Source organism: Stieleria tagensis, assembly GCF_024129865.1.
Classification (GTDB): domain Bacteria; phylum Planctomycetota; class Planctomycetia; order Pirellulales; family Pirellulaceae; genus Stieleria; species Stieleria tagensis.
In genome coordinates this window covers 25,994-43,721 of record NZ_JAMYFE010000004.1, presented here as the reverse complement: position 1 = coordinate 43,721, position 17,728 = coordinate 25,994, and the positions used below count along the sequence as shown (strand labels likewise).

Below are 17,728 nucleotides of genomic sequence, written 5' to 3'. Positions count from 1 at the left end.
GATGTCAAATTCTTATTGGTTGAACAGAGAATTTGAGCATCGGCTCGTCCGCTCAAATAGCCAGCCCCTCTTCAGGATCGATAGAGAACCAATGCCAACACCGCCGTGCTTTCACGCGATGTCAAATTCTTATTGGTTCTGCTCTGTATACCACGGCAAGTTCGCCGTCCACAAACCCTACCGCAACTGCATCGGCACGTTTCAAAATCCGAGCAGTTTCATCGCCGAATTCGAGGAAATCACGAAGTATGGTGCTCATGTTTTCCTGACACGATTCCCATTTACCCTCGTGCACTGCCTCTGGGATTGGGATCGAACGCGGAGAACCCACAAACATCTCGTCACAAGCCCAATCAGAGTCGGATTCGTCAAATGTCGGAGCGCCAATCAGTTCTACCGTAAACTGGCCGGCATTCTCGACCAGATTGAATGAGTAACCGCGTATCGCTGCAGTGTCTGAATCAGAGAAGCTACTCGCCAGCCAGACAGATAGTCGATCGAGAAAATTCATTTGAGCAGAACGGCAGGGTTCAGCGGGGCCGCGCGAACGACTCACCACTTCAAAAACGTCAGCTCGCGGCCTCCGCTGCAACCCATGGTTCGCCGCTCTTTGTGGTCAGTCAATCGGCTCAGTGGCGTCGGGAACGGGAGTACCATTGGCATCGCAGTATATAGGATTGCCAGCGTTGCCGTAGATGTGTAATTCAGGCATGTATTCATACGTGTATTTACTGCGGATGGTCCCATTTTGCCGCAGGTAATAGCCAACGCCACCAGTCGCCTTGTCGTAGGTTTCGGTCGCAAGCTCCTTGCCTTCAGGTGTGAACCAAGTCGACCGGTAGATCAATCCACGGAAGTACCATTCGCGAATCATCAGTGACCCATTGGCGTAGCGGTACTCTGCGACGCCGGTGCCACGTGGAAACCCGTGTTCGTTTTTATGATACGTTCCTGGTATTGCATCCGAGTAGATGTATGCAGCCAACGACAACGCAATTAGCGTTACAATGATGAGGAGCGTCTTGAGTCGGTACTTGAAGACGCGGCGAAGATTCATAAGAAATCGCGGATCACATCTGTCGGCGAACGCTACGAATTAACGGCGGGCGGCGAATGCCATTGCGATGGCCAAACCGACATGAGTCCGCCCGTCCGTTACATTCGATGGTTCCCCGCGATTCCCTATCGTATTCGGTAAGTGCCGTCGCCAGCGTGATCGCCACCGACGTTGGCCCAAATGTACCAATTTTTGTCTTGCCGCGGCGTGAATGTTAGCCGCAACCCACCAAATGTGTCGCGGTGTTCATAGAACCGAATTGCGGTTTCATTTTCGCCGTATGCGCTCGGTCCAATCTCGATGTCAGTGCACGTGAATCCATATTCGAGCATTGGACACCCCTGCTCGGGGTCATCCGGGTCGGCGGCGAGGAATACGCAAAGCGTATCAGGCATGAGGTTGAGCACGTACTTCAATCGTGCATCGCGAAAGTACAGGCGATGGCAAACAGGCGGTTGCTCTACATCCGCATACGGTTCTTCGGTTGCACGAAGGATGTCAGCGATTCGTTCGATGTTCCATCGCATTCAAGCATCAACTTTCGGGGAACGGCAGAATTCACGGGGGACGGGCGAAAGACTTGCGAGCAGACCATTAAACACGACTCCCGTCCTCCCGTGCAATTCATGGTTCCCCTTCTTCCGGCATCGCGGGCATTGTATTGTGGTCGCCAAATGCCAAATTCCACACCGCTCGCATGCGAGACGTCAACGTGAAGCATTCGCCTTCGAACTCTGCGTCCGCACAGCACCAATAGTAAATCATGCTCGCGTGAATTGGGGCGTCAGCAACCAGTTCGTTGAATATCGCCTGCCATTCCTCATCATTCAGTTGCCGATCTTCGAATGCGTGATCGGCAGAGGCCACAATCAATGACATCAGCGCGAATCGCTCATCATCGTCCAAATCGCTGGTGAGATACGCGTCGAGGAATTCTCGCACCCGAGATCCATCTGCGAGTTCAATCTCCCAGTCGTACAGAGAAAGGTCCGGCGAGAACCCAAATTCCGCATCAAACCTTCGTCGCGCCTCAGGTGTCACATATCGATCCGGCGGTTCAGTAGGAAGGTCGTCCACCATGTTTGTACAGAAGGCTTGTAGGGGAACGATCAGGATTAACGAGTCGGCGGTGAAAGACTTGGATCACAGTTCCAGACCGGATTCCGCCGATCCGTTACATCCCTTGGTTACGAGCCGTCTTGGCCGATGTTGGAAGTTAGTTGAGATGCGGATCTCAAGTTAACCACTGCGAATCGCCAAAGCAACTTCGAGCATTGTACGAGTGTTGATTCGGTCCCAGCGGGTGTTGGTTCAAGCACGGGGCGAAGCGGTGATAGAAGCGTGGGGATCGCCGGCGACAAGGCCATCCAGGAAGTGTCATCGCGCAGTCGACGGCGATCCCGTCGCTTCGAATCAGGTCAATCGATTGAGTTGAAATGGCAAGCCCCGTGCCGACCACTGGGCGGTCACGCCCGCAGTCCACGAAAGGCGATGACGAGTCGAAGCGTTGGCGACAATCAATCTGCGTTTCCAGAGCAAGTCGCCAGCGGTTCGGCTGGTCGTCGCCGCGATTGAAATTTTAAAAGGCGCCCGCACACAATAGCCGTCTCCATCCCCAGCAGTCGAGCGTTGGCATACGCAACTCGTGTGAGTGTGAAGCTGAGTCGTTCAGGCCGCGAGCGAAGGACGGAGCCATCAAGCAAACCATCAGCCAGTGACTGCCGCAATCCATCCGCTACTCCGGCTGAGTCTATTACTCGTAACTTATTTATTGGCGGTCGGGCGGGTGAGAATAGGGTGCCGAGACGTATTCTCACTGATTGCACCTTCGGTTGGCCGGGTGGTTGCCCGGTTGTCGTGACCTATTCTCACCGGTCGCGTGACCTATTCTCACCGGTCAGTGAGATTGTAGCGGAACCCTATTCTCACCGGTTGTGGGCGGCGGGTCAATTTTTTTGCGTCTGGCGACGGTTCGCCAGCGAATTGGTGAGAATAGGGGGTGGATTCTGGAGGTGCCGTTTTGATTGCAACTCTCTAGGACGAGCCGAGGTGGGATGGGACAGTGGGGGTGACGCAATCGAACAATGCATGTTCGATCTTGTGTCTTGAGCGAATGCTTGCAAACCAGCGGGAGGGTTGTCGGGGATGACGGTTTGCAGCGGCAGCGCGGATCAGTGAAATGAGAGGGATTCCGAAGGATTCCTGTTCGCCAGCGGTGGGGGATGCCGATCACCTTCTGATAGCTAGGGGTAGCGATTTTCAAGGACGATCAATCTGCCACCCGTCTCAGTGCATGCGTTGCCGAGAGCCAATAGGGAATAAGGATGTTCCGGATCAGGCTAAACTGTTTTTTCGCTGTTGCCACACTCACAGCCAGTCTGGTTGGGCAGGCCGCTGCGCAGGAATCCGATCAGCAGGAGACGGCTGCGGCCGAGCCAGAGTTTCGCCTGTTGCGGATCGCCGAACGATGGTCCATGCGCAGCGTGTCTCCGGTGCAATTCGAAGAAGACAACCTACTGGGTGGCAGTGCCCCCGAGGACATCGGTGATCAAGGCATTCAGCCGGTCGACAGCGGTCCGACACAGGGATTTGAATCGTTTCAATTGAGTCAGATTCCGGACAACTATGGCTTTTCCGATTGGAGTCTGATTAGCAAACCGCAGTTGGGCGGGGACACCGGATCGTTGGTCGATTCGGCCAGCTTTGTCGACGAACTCGAAGCGGTTCAGGGTACCAGCGCGGTCGCACTCAGCGAGGCACCGGCGGTCGACATCATCACCTCAGGCACTTTCCATCTGACGCCCACACCAGATGCGGCTGAAACGTTGGTGGACAATGCGAGCACGCAAAAAATTCGCGCTCGACGCCGCAGTCCGCTGGGATTTGATCCACGCATCCGGGGTTTTTATACCGGGCAGATCTATGCCTCACTTGATGGTTCGTACCAGTTTCCGGTGCGCAGCGATTTGGACGGCGTGTTTTCCAAGATCGACAAAGCACTGATCGGGAACGTCCAGGTTTACGGAGGTCCTTACACGGTACGCTACGGCAGTGGATTTGCATTTTTAAACGTCGACACGATCCCCGCCCCACGCTACGAAGACGGCTGGGAAAACCATGTGCGTGTTGGCACAAACGTGCGAGCCAACGGCGGCCAAACTTACAACACCGCCACGGTCTATGGCGGCGGCGAAAGTATGGGCTACTTCGCCAATGTCGGCTATCGCAAGGGCAGCGATTATGAAAGCGGTGACGGGCTACTGGTCCCGTCCAGCTATGACGCATTCAATTTGTTTTCCGGCATCGGTTATGACATCGACGAAACGACCCGTAGTGAACTGCGTTACATGCACATTGACGAAGGCAATACGGAATACGCGGGGCAGTTCTTTGACGTCGACGGATTGAAAAGCGATGGATTAAACCACAGCCTGATCCACCGTGATGATTGCACCGGGTTTGCCTATCGCGTTGACAGTTGGCTGAATTTCACCAAATTCGACGGCGACACATCCAACGGCAGTAAACGTCGTGCCGATTTCCCTGTCTTGCAACGGGTCGACCAAGCATTGGCAGGACAATTTCGACCGCCCAACGGTCCCGGATCTGGTCCTGGTTTTGATCCCAGCCGTCCCTTTTTTGGCTCCGTCAACGGCGATCTATTGAGCACCGGGATGCGTGCCGGCATGACTCAAGAAATCGATCGCGACACGACGTTTGGGATGGGAACCGACATTCGCTATGTCCGTCAGGACATCAACGAATTCTATGATCTGAACGGATTCCTGAATTCCAGTGGAATGCCGATGGGGACGTTTACCACCGGGTTGCCGACGGCCGAAGTGATCGAACCGGGATTGTACACCGAGTATTCGTTCGCCACACGTGATTACATCCAAACCGCTGTCGGGGCGCGGATCGCGTTTGCCCATTCGCAGGCGAACCCAAATGACGTCGGCGCCAATTCCAACTTCCGCGATGCTGGAACCGGTGCGATCAACCAGGATTTAGACGTCTCCGATGTTTTGACATCGTTCTTTCTGACCAATGACATTGATCTGGCACCGGGTTGGTCGGCGCGCTTGGGTGCCGGCTATGCCGAGCGGCTGCCCAATTTGGAGCAGCGTTACAGTGACGGGTTGTACTTGGCGATCATCCAAAACGGGTTTAGCCGGCTGATCGGCAATCCATCGTTGAGCAAAGAACGCAACTGGCAGGTCGATGCACAGGTGAGCATGGAAAGCGAATATGTGCGGACACGATTGAGTGGCTTCCATAGTTGGATCATTGACTATGTGACTTACACTGTCGACGAAATCGACGACCCGACCGGATCTCGAATTCTGAATTCGATCAACACGGATTTCGCAACGCTGACCGGACTGGAGTATTACGCCGAAGCCGACTTGTCACGTCGTTGGCAAACATTTGCCAGCCTGGCCTATCTGGAGGGGCGTGACCGGGAAATCGACCAACCGCTGGGCGGAATCACTCCGTTGGAAGCTCGATGGGGATTGCGTCTGTTGGACACGAGTCCGCAAAACAGATGGGCGGTGGAGTGGGGTTTGCGAGCCGTCGACAATCAAGATCGCTTAGGAACCTACCGCACCACCGGATCATCGCCATCGGTCACCCAATTGGAGACGGAGACGCCGGGATTCGTCACCAGTTACATCCGCGGCTACTATAGCCCGACCGATCGCGTCAACATCGTGATGGGTGCCGAAAACATCTTTAACCGCGACTACTATGAACACCTGAACCTGCGGTTACCAGCCAACGGTCAATTCATTGACACCGTCGTTAAATCGCCCGGTTTTTCACCGTACTTTGGTGTCGAAGTCGACTACTAAGGAAGGTGGGAACCGGCAGTGACCCCGGGCTAAGCTATTGAACGCCGTTGGCGTAGAGATGGGATTGAAGGCATGCGACTCTCCCAATGGGTGGCACGCGAAGCTGCACGACCTTCGGGGCGGGAGAGTGAATTGCTAAAACGCTGGCTTCTAAACTCACGCGTCGCGCTTGCCATTTGTGGGGAATCACCAGCCCTGGCGGGATCAGGTGCGAACAGGGATGGAAAGATTTAACGACTGTCGAAATCGAGGTCGATCGTGCCTTCGGCGTAAAGCGAACTTTGCTTTTGAATCTGGTCGCTCGAACAGGCATCGAGCGTGACCGTCACGCCAGGGTCATCGTACTGAAAGATCCGTGTCACGACTCGGTGCTGGGGAAAGACCTCCGTTGAGGCGTTCTGGGGTAGTGGACTGGCCAAGAGCCGGATGGATCCTGGCTGGCGTTGTTCGCTGTACTGTTCCGTGACCGTCACTGTCGCGCCACCACGATCGTTAACCGAACGTTCGACATGAAAGGAAACGCCGGGCAGATTGTCGGAGGTGAACGCATCGGCCAATCCGATCGGAATTGCGGTTCCGGACATCGTTTGTTCTTGAAAACGCAGCCACGCACGGACTTCGACTCGGTCCAATCGTGTCGAAAAATCATCGATCCGGCACAGCAAGATGGGGATCGGTTGATGCAACTGAAATTCAGGCATGCTGAATGAATGTGTCACCTTGCTTTGACGACTGGACAACCGGCTATCCATTCCCGTCAACTCAATCCAGATGTCGACAGGCCGCGGAGTGAATTTCCCATTGCTCCGGCGCTCGGTTGCACTCTCGATCGCCAACTGCACCGTCAGTCCGCGATTTTCACGCGTGCTGATCGGGCCGGCAGCGACCGTGAATCGACTGGCGTCGCTGCCGCGCGTCGAAAGCATTTGCAATTGCGTTGATTCATAGTTGAATGGCCGGTGCAGCAGCGACTCGCTAGCAAGCTTCAGCTCAAATGCTTCACCGCCTTCGACGCGAACGTCAGCGGATTGGTCGATCGGTTGCCGGCTACTGGGAACGACAGCGCGAATCGAAAAGGGTTCCGCCGGACGAACCGGTTGCCCTGCGGACACGCCAATTCCGATCGGTGGCCACTGGGAAATCGCGATCTGTGATCCGAAATCACCGCGGGTGCTTGCAGGCTCTCGATTGCGTTGCCAGTAAACTTCTGGCTTGGAACGAATGTTTTGCAAATGTCGTAGCAAGGCTTGGCCATTGGCGGCTTGCAGCACATCGGCTTTTGGGAAATCCTTTTTCAGTTGCGTGTCTTGGTTCAAGTAGTTGACGATCGTGATCCGCACGTTGTCCGCTTGAGCCGTCGCCGCACGGATAGCGGATTGTCGCGAATCATCCACCGGGGCATCACTGGTTTGAACGACGTTGGGTTTGCCATCGGTCAGCACGATGATGTGACCGCTGCGCCCGGCCATCTGCTGAATTGCTTTTTCGATTGCCAGGTAGGTCGGCGTGGTTCCGATCGCTTGCATGGCGGTCAATTGTTTTTTGAGTGCCAGCTTTTGCTCGGTATCGAGCGGATTGATCGGCAGTCCGACATGCACGTCAAAATTCGGGTTGTGCGGAACATTTTCATTCGCCCGAATCCAACCGCCATCGACCTCTCGTTGACCAGATAGTTTGACCACCTGCAATTTGTCTACGCCATTTTCTCGCTTTGGTTGAATGACCGTTTTGTTGCTAGTGGCCGATTCGATCTCCACAAATCCATAACGATCACCAAACAAAATCAATCCGATTTCCACGTCGGGGTCGAGTCCGTCGACAAAATTCAACACCGCGTTTCGGGCCGTGGTCAGCCTGGAGAGTTGGTTACTGGTTGGTTGGCGCATCGAAAGGGAGCAATCAAAGACCAGCAGCAATCGTTCCGGTTCCTGTTGGTCGCGAAGAACGTGGGCGGTGGGAGGACCATACTGGGGTAGCCGAAAAACTGTCTTTTGGCCATCCGTTGGCTGCATGATTTTCAGTTCGCCGTGACGTCGCAGCCCGCGAAAGAACATTGATGGAGCGAGTGAATCGGAGTCGTCGGAAAACTGTTGGGGAACGGTCATTGAGACGGTGACAGATTCTGTCGCGGGTTCGCTCAATTCAACCGCATGTGCTTCTTGGCTTAGATCAGCCCAGACCGATAGGTAGCCTGTTGGGATGAACGCAGGTCGCTGGAGTTTGAATTCGACTGGTTTCCCGGCGACAAAGCGTTTGAGGACGCCGTCGCGGTTGTCGGCGGTCGGATAGGGTTTCAACGTCGTTGTTTCGTCGACGCATGTCTGACCCTGTGTCAATCGTTCGCCCAAATTGATGCCATCCAGGTTCATCGCTAGCTGGGGAAACAGGGGATTCTGATGCCGCGACGACAGCAATCGATTGGCCGCGGCGACAAAAAACGGACGCGTTTCCGACGCCGTAGCGGCACACCAGAATTCGTCCATCGTTCGCGCGGCATGGTCATAGAGAAACAGTTGTTGATCGAGCGCAAACCGGCCGCGTCCGAGACGTCCGACGGGATCAGGCGTATGACTGAACAACATCGTTCGCCCTCGCAGGTAGGTGTCCCAATGTTCCAAATCGCGCCGGATGGATCCCACACTTGCCTTTTGTCGCGATTGGTCGATCGGCGTCTGCATCACCTGGTCGGCAGTCATTTGATCTGACAATTGGCCTTTGACCAGATCTGCGACCAAGGATCGAAACCCGGCGCCGCTGCTTTGAAATCGCTCCGCCAAACCCAGCGTTGCAACTGGATCGGTATTGTCAGCCGATGGTGATTCATCGGCCGGTTGATTCATTTCGGATCCAGACGAAACGCGGATCCAATGATCCCAGGCTTGGCTGTCATCAATCGACATCAGTTGCAAAAACTTTGAATCGTCGGTGAGCATCGATTCGGAGTCGAGAATCCAATCGGCGGATTCCGAATCGTGGGACCAATCCTGGTTCAATCCGGGGACGACGGGTTGCTGCTCGATCAATCGGCACAGCCGATCGTGAACCTGTTGCCGCAGCATCGCCTGGCTGGTTCCTGACCCGACCAACAAGGCAACGTTTTGGCGCAGCGCACGAGCATCACTCGCCTTGACATCCGTAGCGTCGTTCAAACGATCGATGATCCGCTTGTTCAGATTGTCCAGTGCGTTGGAGGCGGCGACGGTGGCAGCGACAATTTGTGTTTCCAAGGTTTCCAGCGATCGCCTGTCATCATCTTCTGGTAGCTGTAGATGCCGATCGAGTTCCGCCAGACTGTCGATCGCTTGTTGCAGAACCACGCGGCTCTGTATGGCCCGCAAACGTTCGTGGTTTTCGAACGCCGCCAAATCACTCATCAACGTTTCCGCGATGCGTGGGATCGCGTGCAGCATTTTGTCGCGCAAGATGTATGCGTCGGAGATTCTGGCGGCGGTCTTGTTTAACCCCTCCAGGGCCGGCGCGATGAAGCGTTGCCAGCGGTCGCGCCCGGCGGACTGTTGATCGCGATCGTGAGACAACATGCGGTCGATACAAGCCAGACGGTGTTGATTGATTTTGTTCAATCGCCGGCGAATCCAAAACGATGACCTCAAATCCTTGGCGCACAAGGTATCGCGGACGGCGTGTTGCGAATCCATCACAAATGCACGAGTCGCGGGATCGACATGCGTCAGGTCATCAGCATTCAGCATTCGTAACAGATGCGTTTCCAAAAGTTGGGCGGGACGGTCCGTGGTCCGCAGCGGGTGTGTCGACAGCAATTGGCCCGCCAAATCGAGCGATGAATTGTCAAAGTTTTTTTCCTGCAACCAGGGCAGCAGGACGCGAACCGCTTGCGACTCGTTCAATGACATCGCGGCAGCAGCGGCGACGTCCGGTTTCTTGTTCCACTGTTGGGACCATTGCGTCAACTCCGGTGACAGCGGCGCCGGCGGGTGGAAGTAGTCTTGGAGCGTGAGTTCCGGAAGCGAATCGTTTTTTGGCAACGTGTCAGGACCAGTTTCAAATTTGGTCAGATCACTTTTGCATTCCGCCAGCAATGTCCTGAAAGATTCACGGTAGCCATCGCCGGCCAACAACAATGCGTCCAACCGAGCAAGTTTTTTTTCCAACGTCGACCAGCCGAGCGGGTCAAAGGCCAGCGGTGAATGTGTCATTTGTGACAATTCGTTATGGCGTTGCCACAGTGAATCAACGGTCGCGAATTGTGATTCCAATTCATCGACATCCACCGCAGGGATGGTCGGCGCGGTGACTTGTTCGGGTTGGCGAATGAAGGCCCAGTCGGCAGCGTTGTCGCCGATCAACACGGGCGTTTGAATCGCATCCCATTTGGCGGCGGCCAATTGTTCGACACGAGCTGAGATGTAGCCCGCTATTTCACCCACGCTGACCAGACCGTCGCGATCGCGATCGCGTTTTCCGGTCAATGCTTCAACCATGGCTTTGGTGAACAACCCCTGTCCGGAATTGGGGTCCCACCAACTGCGTTGTCCGGGACTGGATGACAGGATCACTGCGACACGATCGGCGTGGGCGGAACTGACGCGTGCGCAGGCCGGGGCAAACGATTCGGAAAACTGTCCCCAATCCCACTGTGGTCCCACCCGCGCGGCATCGATAAACATTACCAGCCGAATGCCTTTCCCGTTGTCATCGCGGTCATCCAGTGTTTTCAGCACCGCGTTGAACAGGTCTTGGAACGGGATCCAGGTTGATTCGCGATCGGCGCGGCTATCGCCCACGGCTAAAAACGCAGTTCCCTTGTCGACAAATCCATGGGCACTTAGATAGATGGCGATCATTTGGCCATCGGGACCACCGGGCGTGGCCGTTTTCAATGGTTTGGTGATCGCATTGATCAGCGATCCGGTTTCGTACTCCATCGCGCCGCCGGCCGCCGATAGGTCGCCGATCAAGCGAACGTTTTGCTGTGGGTCGCCATCGCGTCCGGCAAACCATGCGGTCAGTAATTCGACGTCTTCGCGGGCGTAGGGATTCGGCCCGGTAAACAGCGCATCGTCTTGGTTTCGAATGCCAGCACCGGTCACCGCCGAGACGATCAACGGAACGTCATGGTCTGGGGTTCGCAACAGCACCAACCCCAAGATCACGATCAGCGCAACGGCAAGCGTGACCAGCATGCTGACTTGGAACAGCAACGTGCGTCGTGGGCGTCCCTGTCGACCGAATTCAGAAGCGGTACGAGCAACCGGTCTGGTTTTCGATTTTCGCCATCCCGACCGTTGACTGGCTTTTGCCATTGAAGTGCTACTCAAAAAATCGAATTCGGTGACTCTCCCCCCACTATTCTAGCGGTGAAACGTTGGCCACATTGATCTGATTGAGGTCTCGGCGGATTGATAGAGACAAAAAGCGCGTCTCCAACGCGCCTTCGCCGCTGATGCAGACGGTGATCGTTGTCCGCCGGTTGTTGTTTCGCAAAAATGCGACAGAATGTTCGAATCACGACATCATGTGATCACGGGAATCGAATTTGAACCCCTTTGCAGCAAGCCAACGCGCCAGAGACGACGATCCGTCGGGGCCGAGCGACGACAGTTCGCAAGCCGTCTGGTCGATTGTTTTCTGGGCTGCCGCTTGGTTCTTTTTCATTTTGCTCAGCTATTCGATTATCCGCCCCGTACGCGAGACGATGGGGGCGATCGGTGGAACTAGGCAGCTTCAGGGGCTGATGTTGGTGACGTTTGCGGTCATGGTGCTGGTCGTGCCGATCTATGCCACGTTGGTCAATCGTCTTCCGCGTCGATGGTTGGTCCGAGTGGTCTTTCATTTTTTCTGTGTATCGTTGCTGGCGTTCAGCTTGGCACTCGATAGTGGAAACGAATCGGTGCAGGTGTGGGCGGCGCGAACCTTTTTCGTTTGGGTCAACGTTTTTGGACTGTTCTCGACCAGCGTGTTTTGGTCGGTGCTGGCGGATTTATTTTCTAGCGAGCAAGGTAAACGATTGTTCGGACGGATCGCCGCCGGAGGCACTGTGGGTGCGATCAGCGGATCGCTACTGACCAGTCAAATCGCGATCAAGGTTTCGACGTCGACGTTGTTGTTGATCCCGATCGCCACCCTTCAATTGGGATTATGGTGCGCCTGGCGGCTGGAAAAAAGAGTCGCCAAACAGGCGACCGAATCAACATCTGATGCAACGGTTGAATCCGGTGAGGAAGCCTTGCCGACCGGCGGGTTATGGGAGGGCATCACCCATGTGCTGAGTTCCCCGTACCTCGCGTTGATCTGCATGTTCCTGTTTTTTGGCCAAGCCGCTGGGACACAGCTGTATTTCCAGCAAGCCGAGATCGTTGCCCAGAGCGTTGTTGACGATCAAGCCAAGACGCAGGTGTTTGCCTACATCGACTTTGCCACGCAGATCCTGACGTTGACCGCTCAGTTGCTGCTGTCCGGATTCATTTTACGGCGGTTGGGCGTGAGCATTGCGTTGTTGCTATTGCCACTGGTGTATCTGGTTTCGTTTGTCGCGTTATCGTTTCACAGCAGTCTGGCGGTTGTTGCGGCCGCCATGGTGGCAGCGCGAGCAACCGGTTATGGCATCACGGTTCCGGCGCGAGAAGTGTTGTTCACCGTGGTGAGTCGCGAAGCAAAGTACAAATCAAAAAGCTTCATTGACACGGTGGTGCTGCGTGGCGGCGACGCGATTTCCGGGCAAGTGTTCGGATTTTTGCGAAGCACAGTCGGACTAGCGTTCACGACGTTGAACCTGTGGACACTACCGATCATCGCCTTATGGGGTTTCCTGGCCATTCGACTCGGCAGACAACAATGCCGCTTAGCCGATTCGATTGCTGATGACTTTGACCGCGACGCAGGCAATTGATTTTGGCGGAAAAGCAAGTCAGCTTGGCTCGTCAGACTCGACCGGATCCTGTGGTTCGGTGACCTGGATATTCGTCGCCAGATGTTCCAGTGCGGTTCGTTGAATTTCGTCGGTGGCGACGTGTTCTTCGTGGCGTCGAGCGATTTTGGAATTGGCCAGTCGGCCGAGATGCACGACCGGTTCGCCGGGCTGGACCGCCGGTAGAGTGGTCATGCCAATCACAATGCCGGAGAAGGGACTTTCCAACCGGCTTTGTTCCTCGGTTAACAAATTGCTGTTCGATGCGATGGCCTGGCCCTTGACCACACTGTCACCGGGAGCCACATGCATCGACATGAACCCGCCACGTTCGGCGCGCACCCATTTGGTCTGGCGAATGACCGCCTGATTTTCCGGTGTGTCGGGTTTGCCGTCCATCATCTGCAGTTCTTTCAGGACATTAAACACGCCACGCAACATGCAATCGACGACGGACGATTCGACTTTCCAGACCTCGCCGCCTTCGACCACGATTGTCGGACATCCCAACGCGGTGGCCTCGCGGCGTAGCGATCCCTTGGGGCCTTTGCCGTGCAGGATGATCCCCGCCCCGAATGCTTCGGCGAGTCGCTTGCACTCTGGATTTCCCAAATCAGCACGGGCGTTCGGGAAATTCGTGCGGCGGACCGCTGCGGTGTGCAGGTCGATGCCAAAATCACAGCGTTTGATCAAGTCGTCAAAGATCACTTTGGCCAACCGCGACGCCATGCTGCCCTCGGCAGTGCCGGGGAAGCAGCGGTTCAGGTCACGGCGATCCGGCAGATAGCGAGAATGTCGCTCGAATCCCAGTACATTTAGCACCGGGACCATCAACAGCGTCCCCGCCTTCAATTCCCAACTCGAATCGCTCAGCATGGCCCGAATCGTGCCGGTGCCGTTGATTTCATCCCCGTGCAGAGCCGCGGTCACAAAGACCGTCGGCCCGGGTTTTAATCCGCGGCGGATACCAATGGGGATCGCTACATTTCTGCTGCTGTAGCTTTCCGAAACGACGAGTTCCGAGCTGACGGATTGGCCGGGTGCGACCTGATGGCCAAACCAATCAGAAGAGTCGTTCGAGACAGGCATGGATGTTGATTCAAGGGAAACGAAGCTGCCGGGCGAAGCTGCCAGCTATGCCCCATCTTACGCATAAACCGGCGGTGCGGAAGCGTTTTCGATTGCCGCCGGATCGAGCTTTTTGATTTTTGGTGCCCGTTGCTTGCGTGTTTTCGATGGCACCATCGACTTCATCGATTCCTGCTTGCCAAAACACAACAAGCGATCGCCGGCTTCTAGTGTCCGCGATGGCCGGGGGTTGGGAATCACGGTTTTGCCGCGATACAGAGTCAGAACATTGATATCCTGTTCCGAAAATGCGGCATCGGTAATGGTCATGCCGACGAAGTGCGAGCCTTCTGGAACCGCCAACTCACAGACTCGATAGCCGCGGCTGACCGTCAATCGCTGGCGAATATCCATTTCCGGGAAATCCACGTAGGCGGCGCAGTACTCGACAATCGCACCGGCGATGTCTCGGCCGGTGGCGCGCTCGATGCCCTCTAGCCCTGGCGAACTGTTGACCTCCATCACCTGCGGTCCGTCATTGCCTTCGAGCATGTCGACGCCGGCGACTTGCAAACCCATGATTTGGGCGGCGCGGATTGCCGTGTCCCGGTACGTGTCGTCTAAATCGACCGACTCGACGGCGCCACCGCGGTGAACGTTGCTGCGAAACTCATCGCCCTGTGCAACACGTCGCATGGCACCGATCACGCGATCCCCCACCACAAAGGCGCGGACATCGCGGCCTTTGCTTTCGGCGACAAAGCTTTGCACCAACACGTTCTGTTTTGCGGTTTGCAAGGTTTCGATGATCGCTTCGGCGACCTTGATCGAATCCGCCAGAATCACGCCGACACCCTGTGTGCCTTCGAGCAATTTAATGATCACCGGCGCACCACCGGTACGCTCGATGGCCGGAATCACATCGGCGCGGTCGCGGACAAACGTCGTTTTGGGCATGCCGATGTGATGACGACTTAGAATTTGCATGCTCCGCAGTTTGTCACGGCTGTTGGAAATGCCGCTCGATGAGTTGGCGACAAACACATTCATTTGTTCCAACTGACGAACCACCGCGGTACCGAAATACGTGATGCTGGCACCGATTCGTGGAATCATCGCATCGTAGTCACCGAGCGGTTTCCCCTTGTAATACAAGTCCGGTTTGCCGGCTTGTAAATCGATCGAGCATTTCAGTGTGTTGACCACCGTGACTTGGTGGCCTTGGTCTTTCGCCGCCGCAACCAGACGACGTGTGCTGTAGCAACGAGGGGCGGTCGATAGAATTCCAAGTTTCATCGCTGGGGTCCTGATCAGGCGAAAATAATTCGGTTTCGATAAGAATGACGGGGGTCGGGGGCAATTGGCGTCCCGCGCTCAAACCGGTCATGCAGTGGTCTATTTTAGTGCAATTGCTGTGCCACAATCCGATGATTCCACGGTTACAGTGCAACGTAGCACAATTGATTTCGCAGGCGGTGTTGTTAAAGTCAGATCGCGTCCGATTGGCAACATTTGAGCCGAATCGGTCACCAACCGGATTTACCCCGCAAGAACTCCACCCCCAAGGATTTCCCCATGCCATCACTGCGTTTGCCCCATTGCCTTGTCGCATTTGCCCTGTTCACTGCTGTGACCTTTGTTGGCTCGACCGGCCAAGCCGAGGACGGCAAGTGGATTTCTCTGTTCGACGGCAAGACGCTCGACGGCTGGGAAAAAGTCGGTCGCGACACGAGTGTGTGGGAAGTCAAGGACAATGCCATCGCCGGCTCGGGCGATGCGTCGATGTTGGTCTGCACCAAAGGCCCCTATAAAAACTTTCGCTACCGCGCCGAAATCAAAATCAACGATGGCGGGAACTCCGGTCTGTACTTCCGTACCACCCGCAAGCCCGGATTCACCGACGGTTACGAAGCTCAAATCGACAGTACGCACACCGACCCGATTCGCACCGGATCGATCTACGGAATGTGCCATGTCTACAGCGAACTCGTGAAACCCGGGACCTGGTTCACCTACGATTTAGAAGTCCGCGATGACGTTTGGCGAGGACGCGAAATGACGCGAATCAAAGTCACTGTCGATGGCAATGAACTGTACGAATACTTGGATTTCGACAAGACGTTCAAAGAAGGCCACTTCGCCTTTCAACAACATGATCCCGGTAGCAAAGTCAGCATCCGCAAAGTGGAAGTGATGCCACTGCCGTAGGGCTGCTGCCCGAGTGACGCTGCCGCTGCCCCCCAAGTTCCCACCCCATTACTTGCCAGGTTTTCTGAGATGCGTTTGTTCAATCTGTTTTGTTTCGTTGCCGCGCTGTTGATGCCGGCCGCGCACCTAGATGCCGCCGACGACGGATTCGTTTCGTTGTTCGACGGCAAGACACTGGACGGTTGGGATGGGAATCCCAAATTTTGGAGTGTGCAGAACGGTGCAATCACGGGTCAGACGACGGCCGAGAATCCGACCGCGGGCAATACGTTTCTGATCTACCGGGGCAAAGAGTTCTCGAATTTCGAACTGCGGTTTGAATACAAAATCGTTGGCGGCAATTCCGGCGTCCAGTACCGCAGTTTTCAGCCTCCGAATGCGAAAGACAACTGGGTTGTCGGTGGCTATCAAGGCGATTTTGAAGCCGGTGACACCTATTCAGGGATCCTGTACGGCGAGAAATTTCGCGGCATTTTGGCCAACCGTGGCCAGAAAACTGAATTGGTTCGCAAGGACGGAAAATTCGAATCCAAAGTGGTCGGTTCCGTAGGCGAATCGGCTGAGATTCAAAGCAAGATCAAGAAGGAAGATTGGAACGAGTACTCGATCATCGCCGACGGGTTTCACTTTGTTCACAAAATCAATGGAGTACCCACCGCGGAGTGCACTGACAACGATGCAGAGCAACGACGTCAGACGGGGATCATCGCCTTGCAATTGCATGCCGGTCCGCCGATGAAAGTTCAGTTTCGCAACATCCGCATCAAACAACTTGCCGCGGTCAACGAAAAGACCGGCGCGATCGAAAAGAAAAAAGTCGTGTTCATCGCTGGCAATCCCAGTCACGGCTACGGCGCTCACGAACACTATGCCGGTTGTCGGCTGTTGGCCACGGCGCTCCAGTCCGCGATGCCGGCGTATGAAGTCGAGGTGTTTCAAAACGGATGGCCCGAAGCGGGCGCGAAAGCGATTGAAGACGCGGACACGATCGTCGTCTATTGCGATGGCGGCGGACGACACTTACTGAATCCACATGTCGACGAATTCGACCCATTGATGAAGAAAGGCGTCGGTCTGGTCTGTCTGCACTACGGCGTTGAAACACCCGCGGGAAAAACGGGCGATGCATTTTTGGATTGGTTGGGCGGCTATTTCGAAGCCAATTGGTCGGTCAATCCACACTGGGAAGCCAGTTTCGAATCGTTTCCCAAACACCCAATCTCCAACGGGCTAAAGCCATTCAAGATCAACGATGAATGGTACTTTCATATGCGGTTCCGCGACGGCATGGATGGCATCACGCCGATTCTATCCGCCCATCCACCGGAATCGACGATGAGCCGTCCGGACGGCCCGCATAGCGGCAATCCGGCCGTTCGGAAATCCGTTGCGGCAGGCGAAATCCAGCATCTCGCTTGGGCGTCCGAGCGAGACGGCGACGGACGTGGATTTGGTTTTACCGGCGGCCACTTTCACTGGAATTGGGCCGATGATAATTTTCGCAAGTCCGTCCTGAATGCAATTGTCTGGACAGCTCATGGCGAAGTGCCTGCTGACGGGGTGTCGACTCAGACGCCGTCACAACAACAGTTGGAAGCCAACCAAGATGAACCGAAACCCGCTGGAAAGAAGTGATTCGATCATTTCAGTGGTTGC

The 17,728-nt window shown here is 55.4% G+C and carries 11 protein-coding genes; 4 read left to right on the top strand and 7 right to left on the bottom strand.

What is annotated here, in order from left to right:
* Positions 1 to 121: 121 nt before the first annotated feature.
* The 4 genes from NHH03_RS00160 to NHH03_RS00145 all read right to left on the bottom strand — a co-directional run bounded on the left by NHH03_RS00160 (position 122) and on the right by NHH03_RS00145 (position 1,999).
* Positions 122 to 511, bottom strand: a complete 390-nt coding sequence (locus NHH03_RS00160) for a hypothetical protein (RefSeq protein WP_253153563.1) — start codon at positions 509 to 511, stop codon at positions 122 to 124.
* Positions 512 to 616: 105 nt separating this feature from the next.
* Positions 617 to 1,057, bottom strand: coding sequence for a hypothetical protein (locus NHH03_RS00155; RefSeq protein WP_253153562.1), 441 nt, complete (start codon positions 1,055 to 1,057; stop codon positions 617 to 619).
* 125 nt (positions 1,058 to 1,182) lie between these two features.
* Positions 1,183 to 1,584, bottom strand: coding sequence for a hypothetical protein (locus NHH03_RS00150; RefSeq protein ID WP_253153561.1), 402 nt, complete (start codon positions 1,582 to 1,584; stop codon positions 1,183 to 1,185).
* A 97-nt stretch (positions 1,585 to 1,681) separates the two neighbouring features.
* Positions 1,682 to 1,999 carry a hypothetical protein gene (locus tag NHH03_RS00145; RefSeq protein ID WP_253153560.1) on the bottom strand — a complete coding sequence of 106 codons (318 nt, stop codon included), beginning with the start codon at positions 1,997 to 1,999 and terminating at the stop codon, positions 1,682 to 1,684.
* A gap of 1,382 nt (positions 2,000 to 3,381) precedes the next feature.
* Between NHH03_RS00145 and NHH03_RS00140 the strand changes: the two genes are divergently transcribed.
* On the top strand, positions 3,382 to 5,910 hold the full coding sequence (locus NHH03_RS00140; RefSeq protein WP_253153559.1) for a TonB-dependent receptor plug domain-containing protein: 2,529 nt from the start codon (positions 3,382 to 3,384) through the stop codon (positions 5,908 to 5,910).
* Between the two features lie 230 nt (positions 5,911 to 6,140).
* On the opposite strand, the gene NHH03_RS00135 is transcribed toward NHH03_RS00140, so the two are convergent.
* A complete protein-coding gene (locus NHH03_RS00135; RefSeq protein ID WP_253153558.1) occupies positions 6,141 to 11,192 on the bottom strand; it encodes a vWA domain-containing protein in 5,052 nt (1,683 codons plus the stop codon).
* A 233-nt stretch (positions 11,193 to 11,425) separates the two neighbouring features.
* On the opposite strand from NHH03_RS00135, the gene NHH03_RS00130 reads away from it, so the two are divergent.
* Positions 11,426 to 12,778: an NTP/NDP exchange transporter gene (locus tag NHH03_RS00130; RefSeq protein ID WP_253153557.1), complete on the top strand. Its 1,353-nt coding sequence runs from the start codon at positions 11,426 to 11,428 to the stop codon at positions 12,776 to 12,778.
* Between the two features lie 18 nt (positions 12,779 to 12,796).
* On the opposite strand, the gene NHH03_RS00125 is transcribed toward NHH03_RS00130, so the two are convergent.
* Complete coding sequence (locus NHH03_RS00125) at positions 12,797 to 13,885, bottom strand: succinylglutamate desuccinylase/aspartoacylase family protein (protein ID WP_253153556.1); 1,089 nt, start codon at positions 13,883 to 13,885, stop codon at positions 12,797 to 12,799.
* 57 nt (positions 13,886 to 13,942) lie between these two features.
* Positions 13,943 to 15,160: a RimK family alpha-L-glutamate ligase gene (locus NHH03_RS00120; protein WP_253153555.1), complete on the bottom strand. Its 1,218-nt coding sequence runs from the start codon at positions 15,158 to 15,160 to the stop codon at positions 13,943 to 13,945.
* A gap of 279 nt (positions 15,161 to 15,439) precedes the next feature.
* On the opposite strand from NHH03_RS00120, the gene NHH03_RS00115 reads away from it, so the two are divergent.
* Both NHH03_RS00115 and NHH03_RS00110 read left to right on the top strand, forming a co-directional pair.
* On the top strand, positions 15,440 to 16,072 hold the full coding sequence (locus tag NHH03_RS00115; protein WP_253153554.1) for a 3-keto-disaccharide hydrolase: 633 nt from the start codon (positions 15,440 to 15,442) through the stop codon (positions 16,070 to 16,072).
* 69 nt (positions 16,073 to 16,141) lie between these two features.
* Entirely contained in the window at positions 16,142 to 17,707 is a 1,566-nt protein-coding gene (locus NHH03_RS00110; RefSeq protein WP_253153553.1) for a family 16 glycoside hydrolase, read from the top strand.
* Positions 17,708 to 17,728 lie beyond the last annotated feature (21 nt).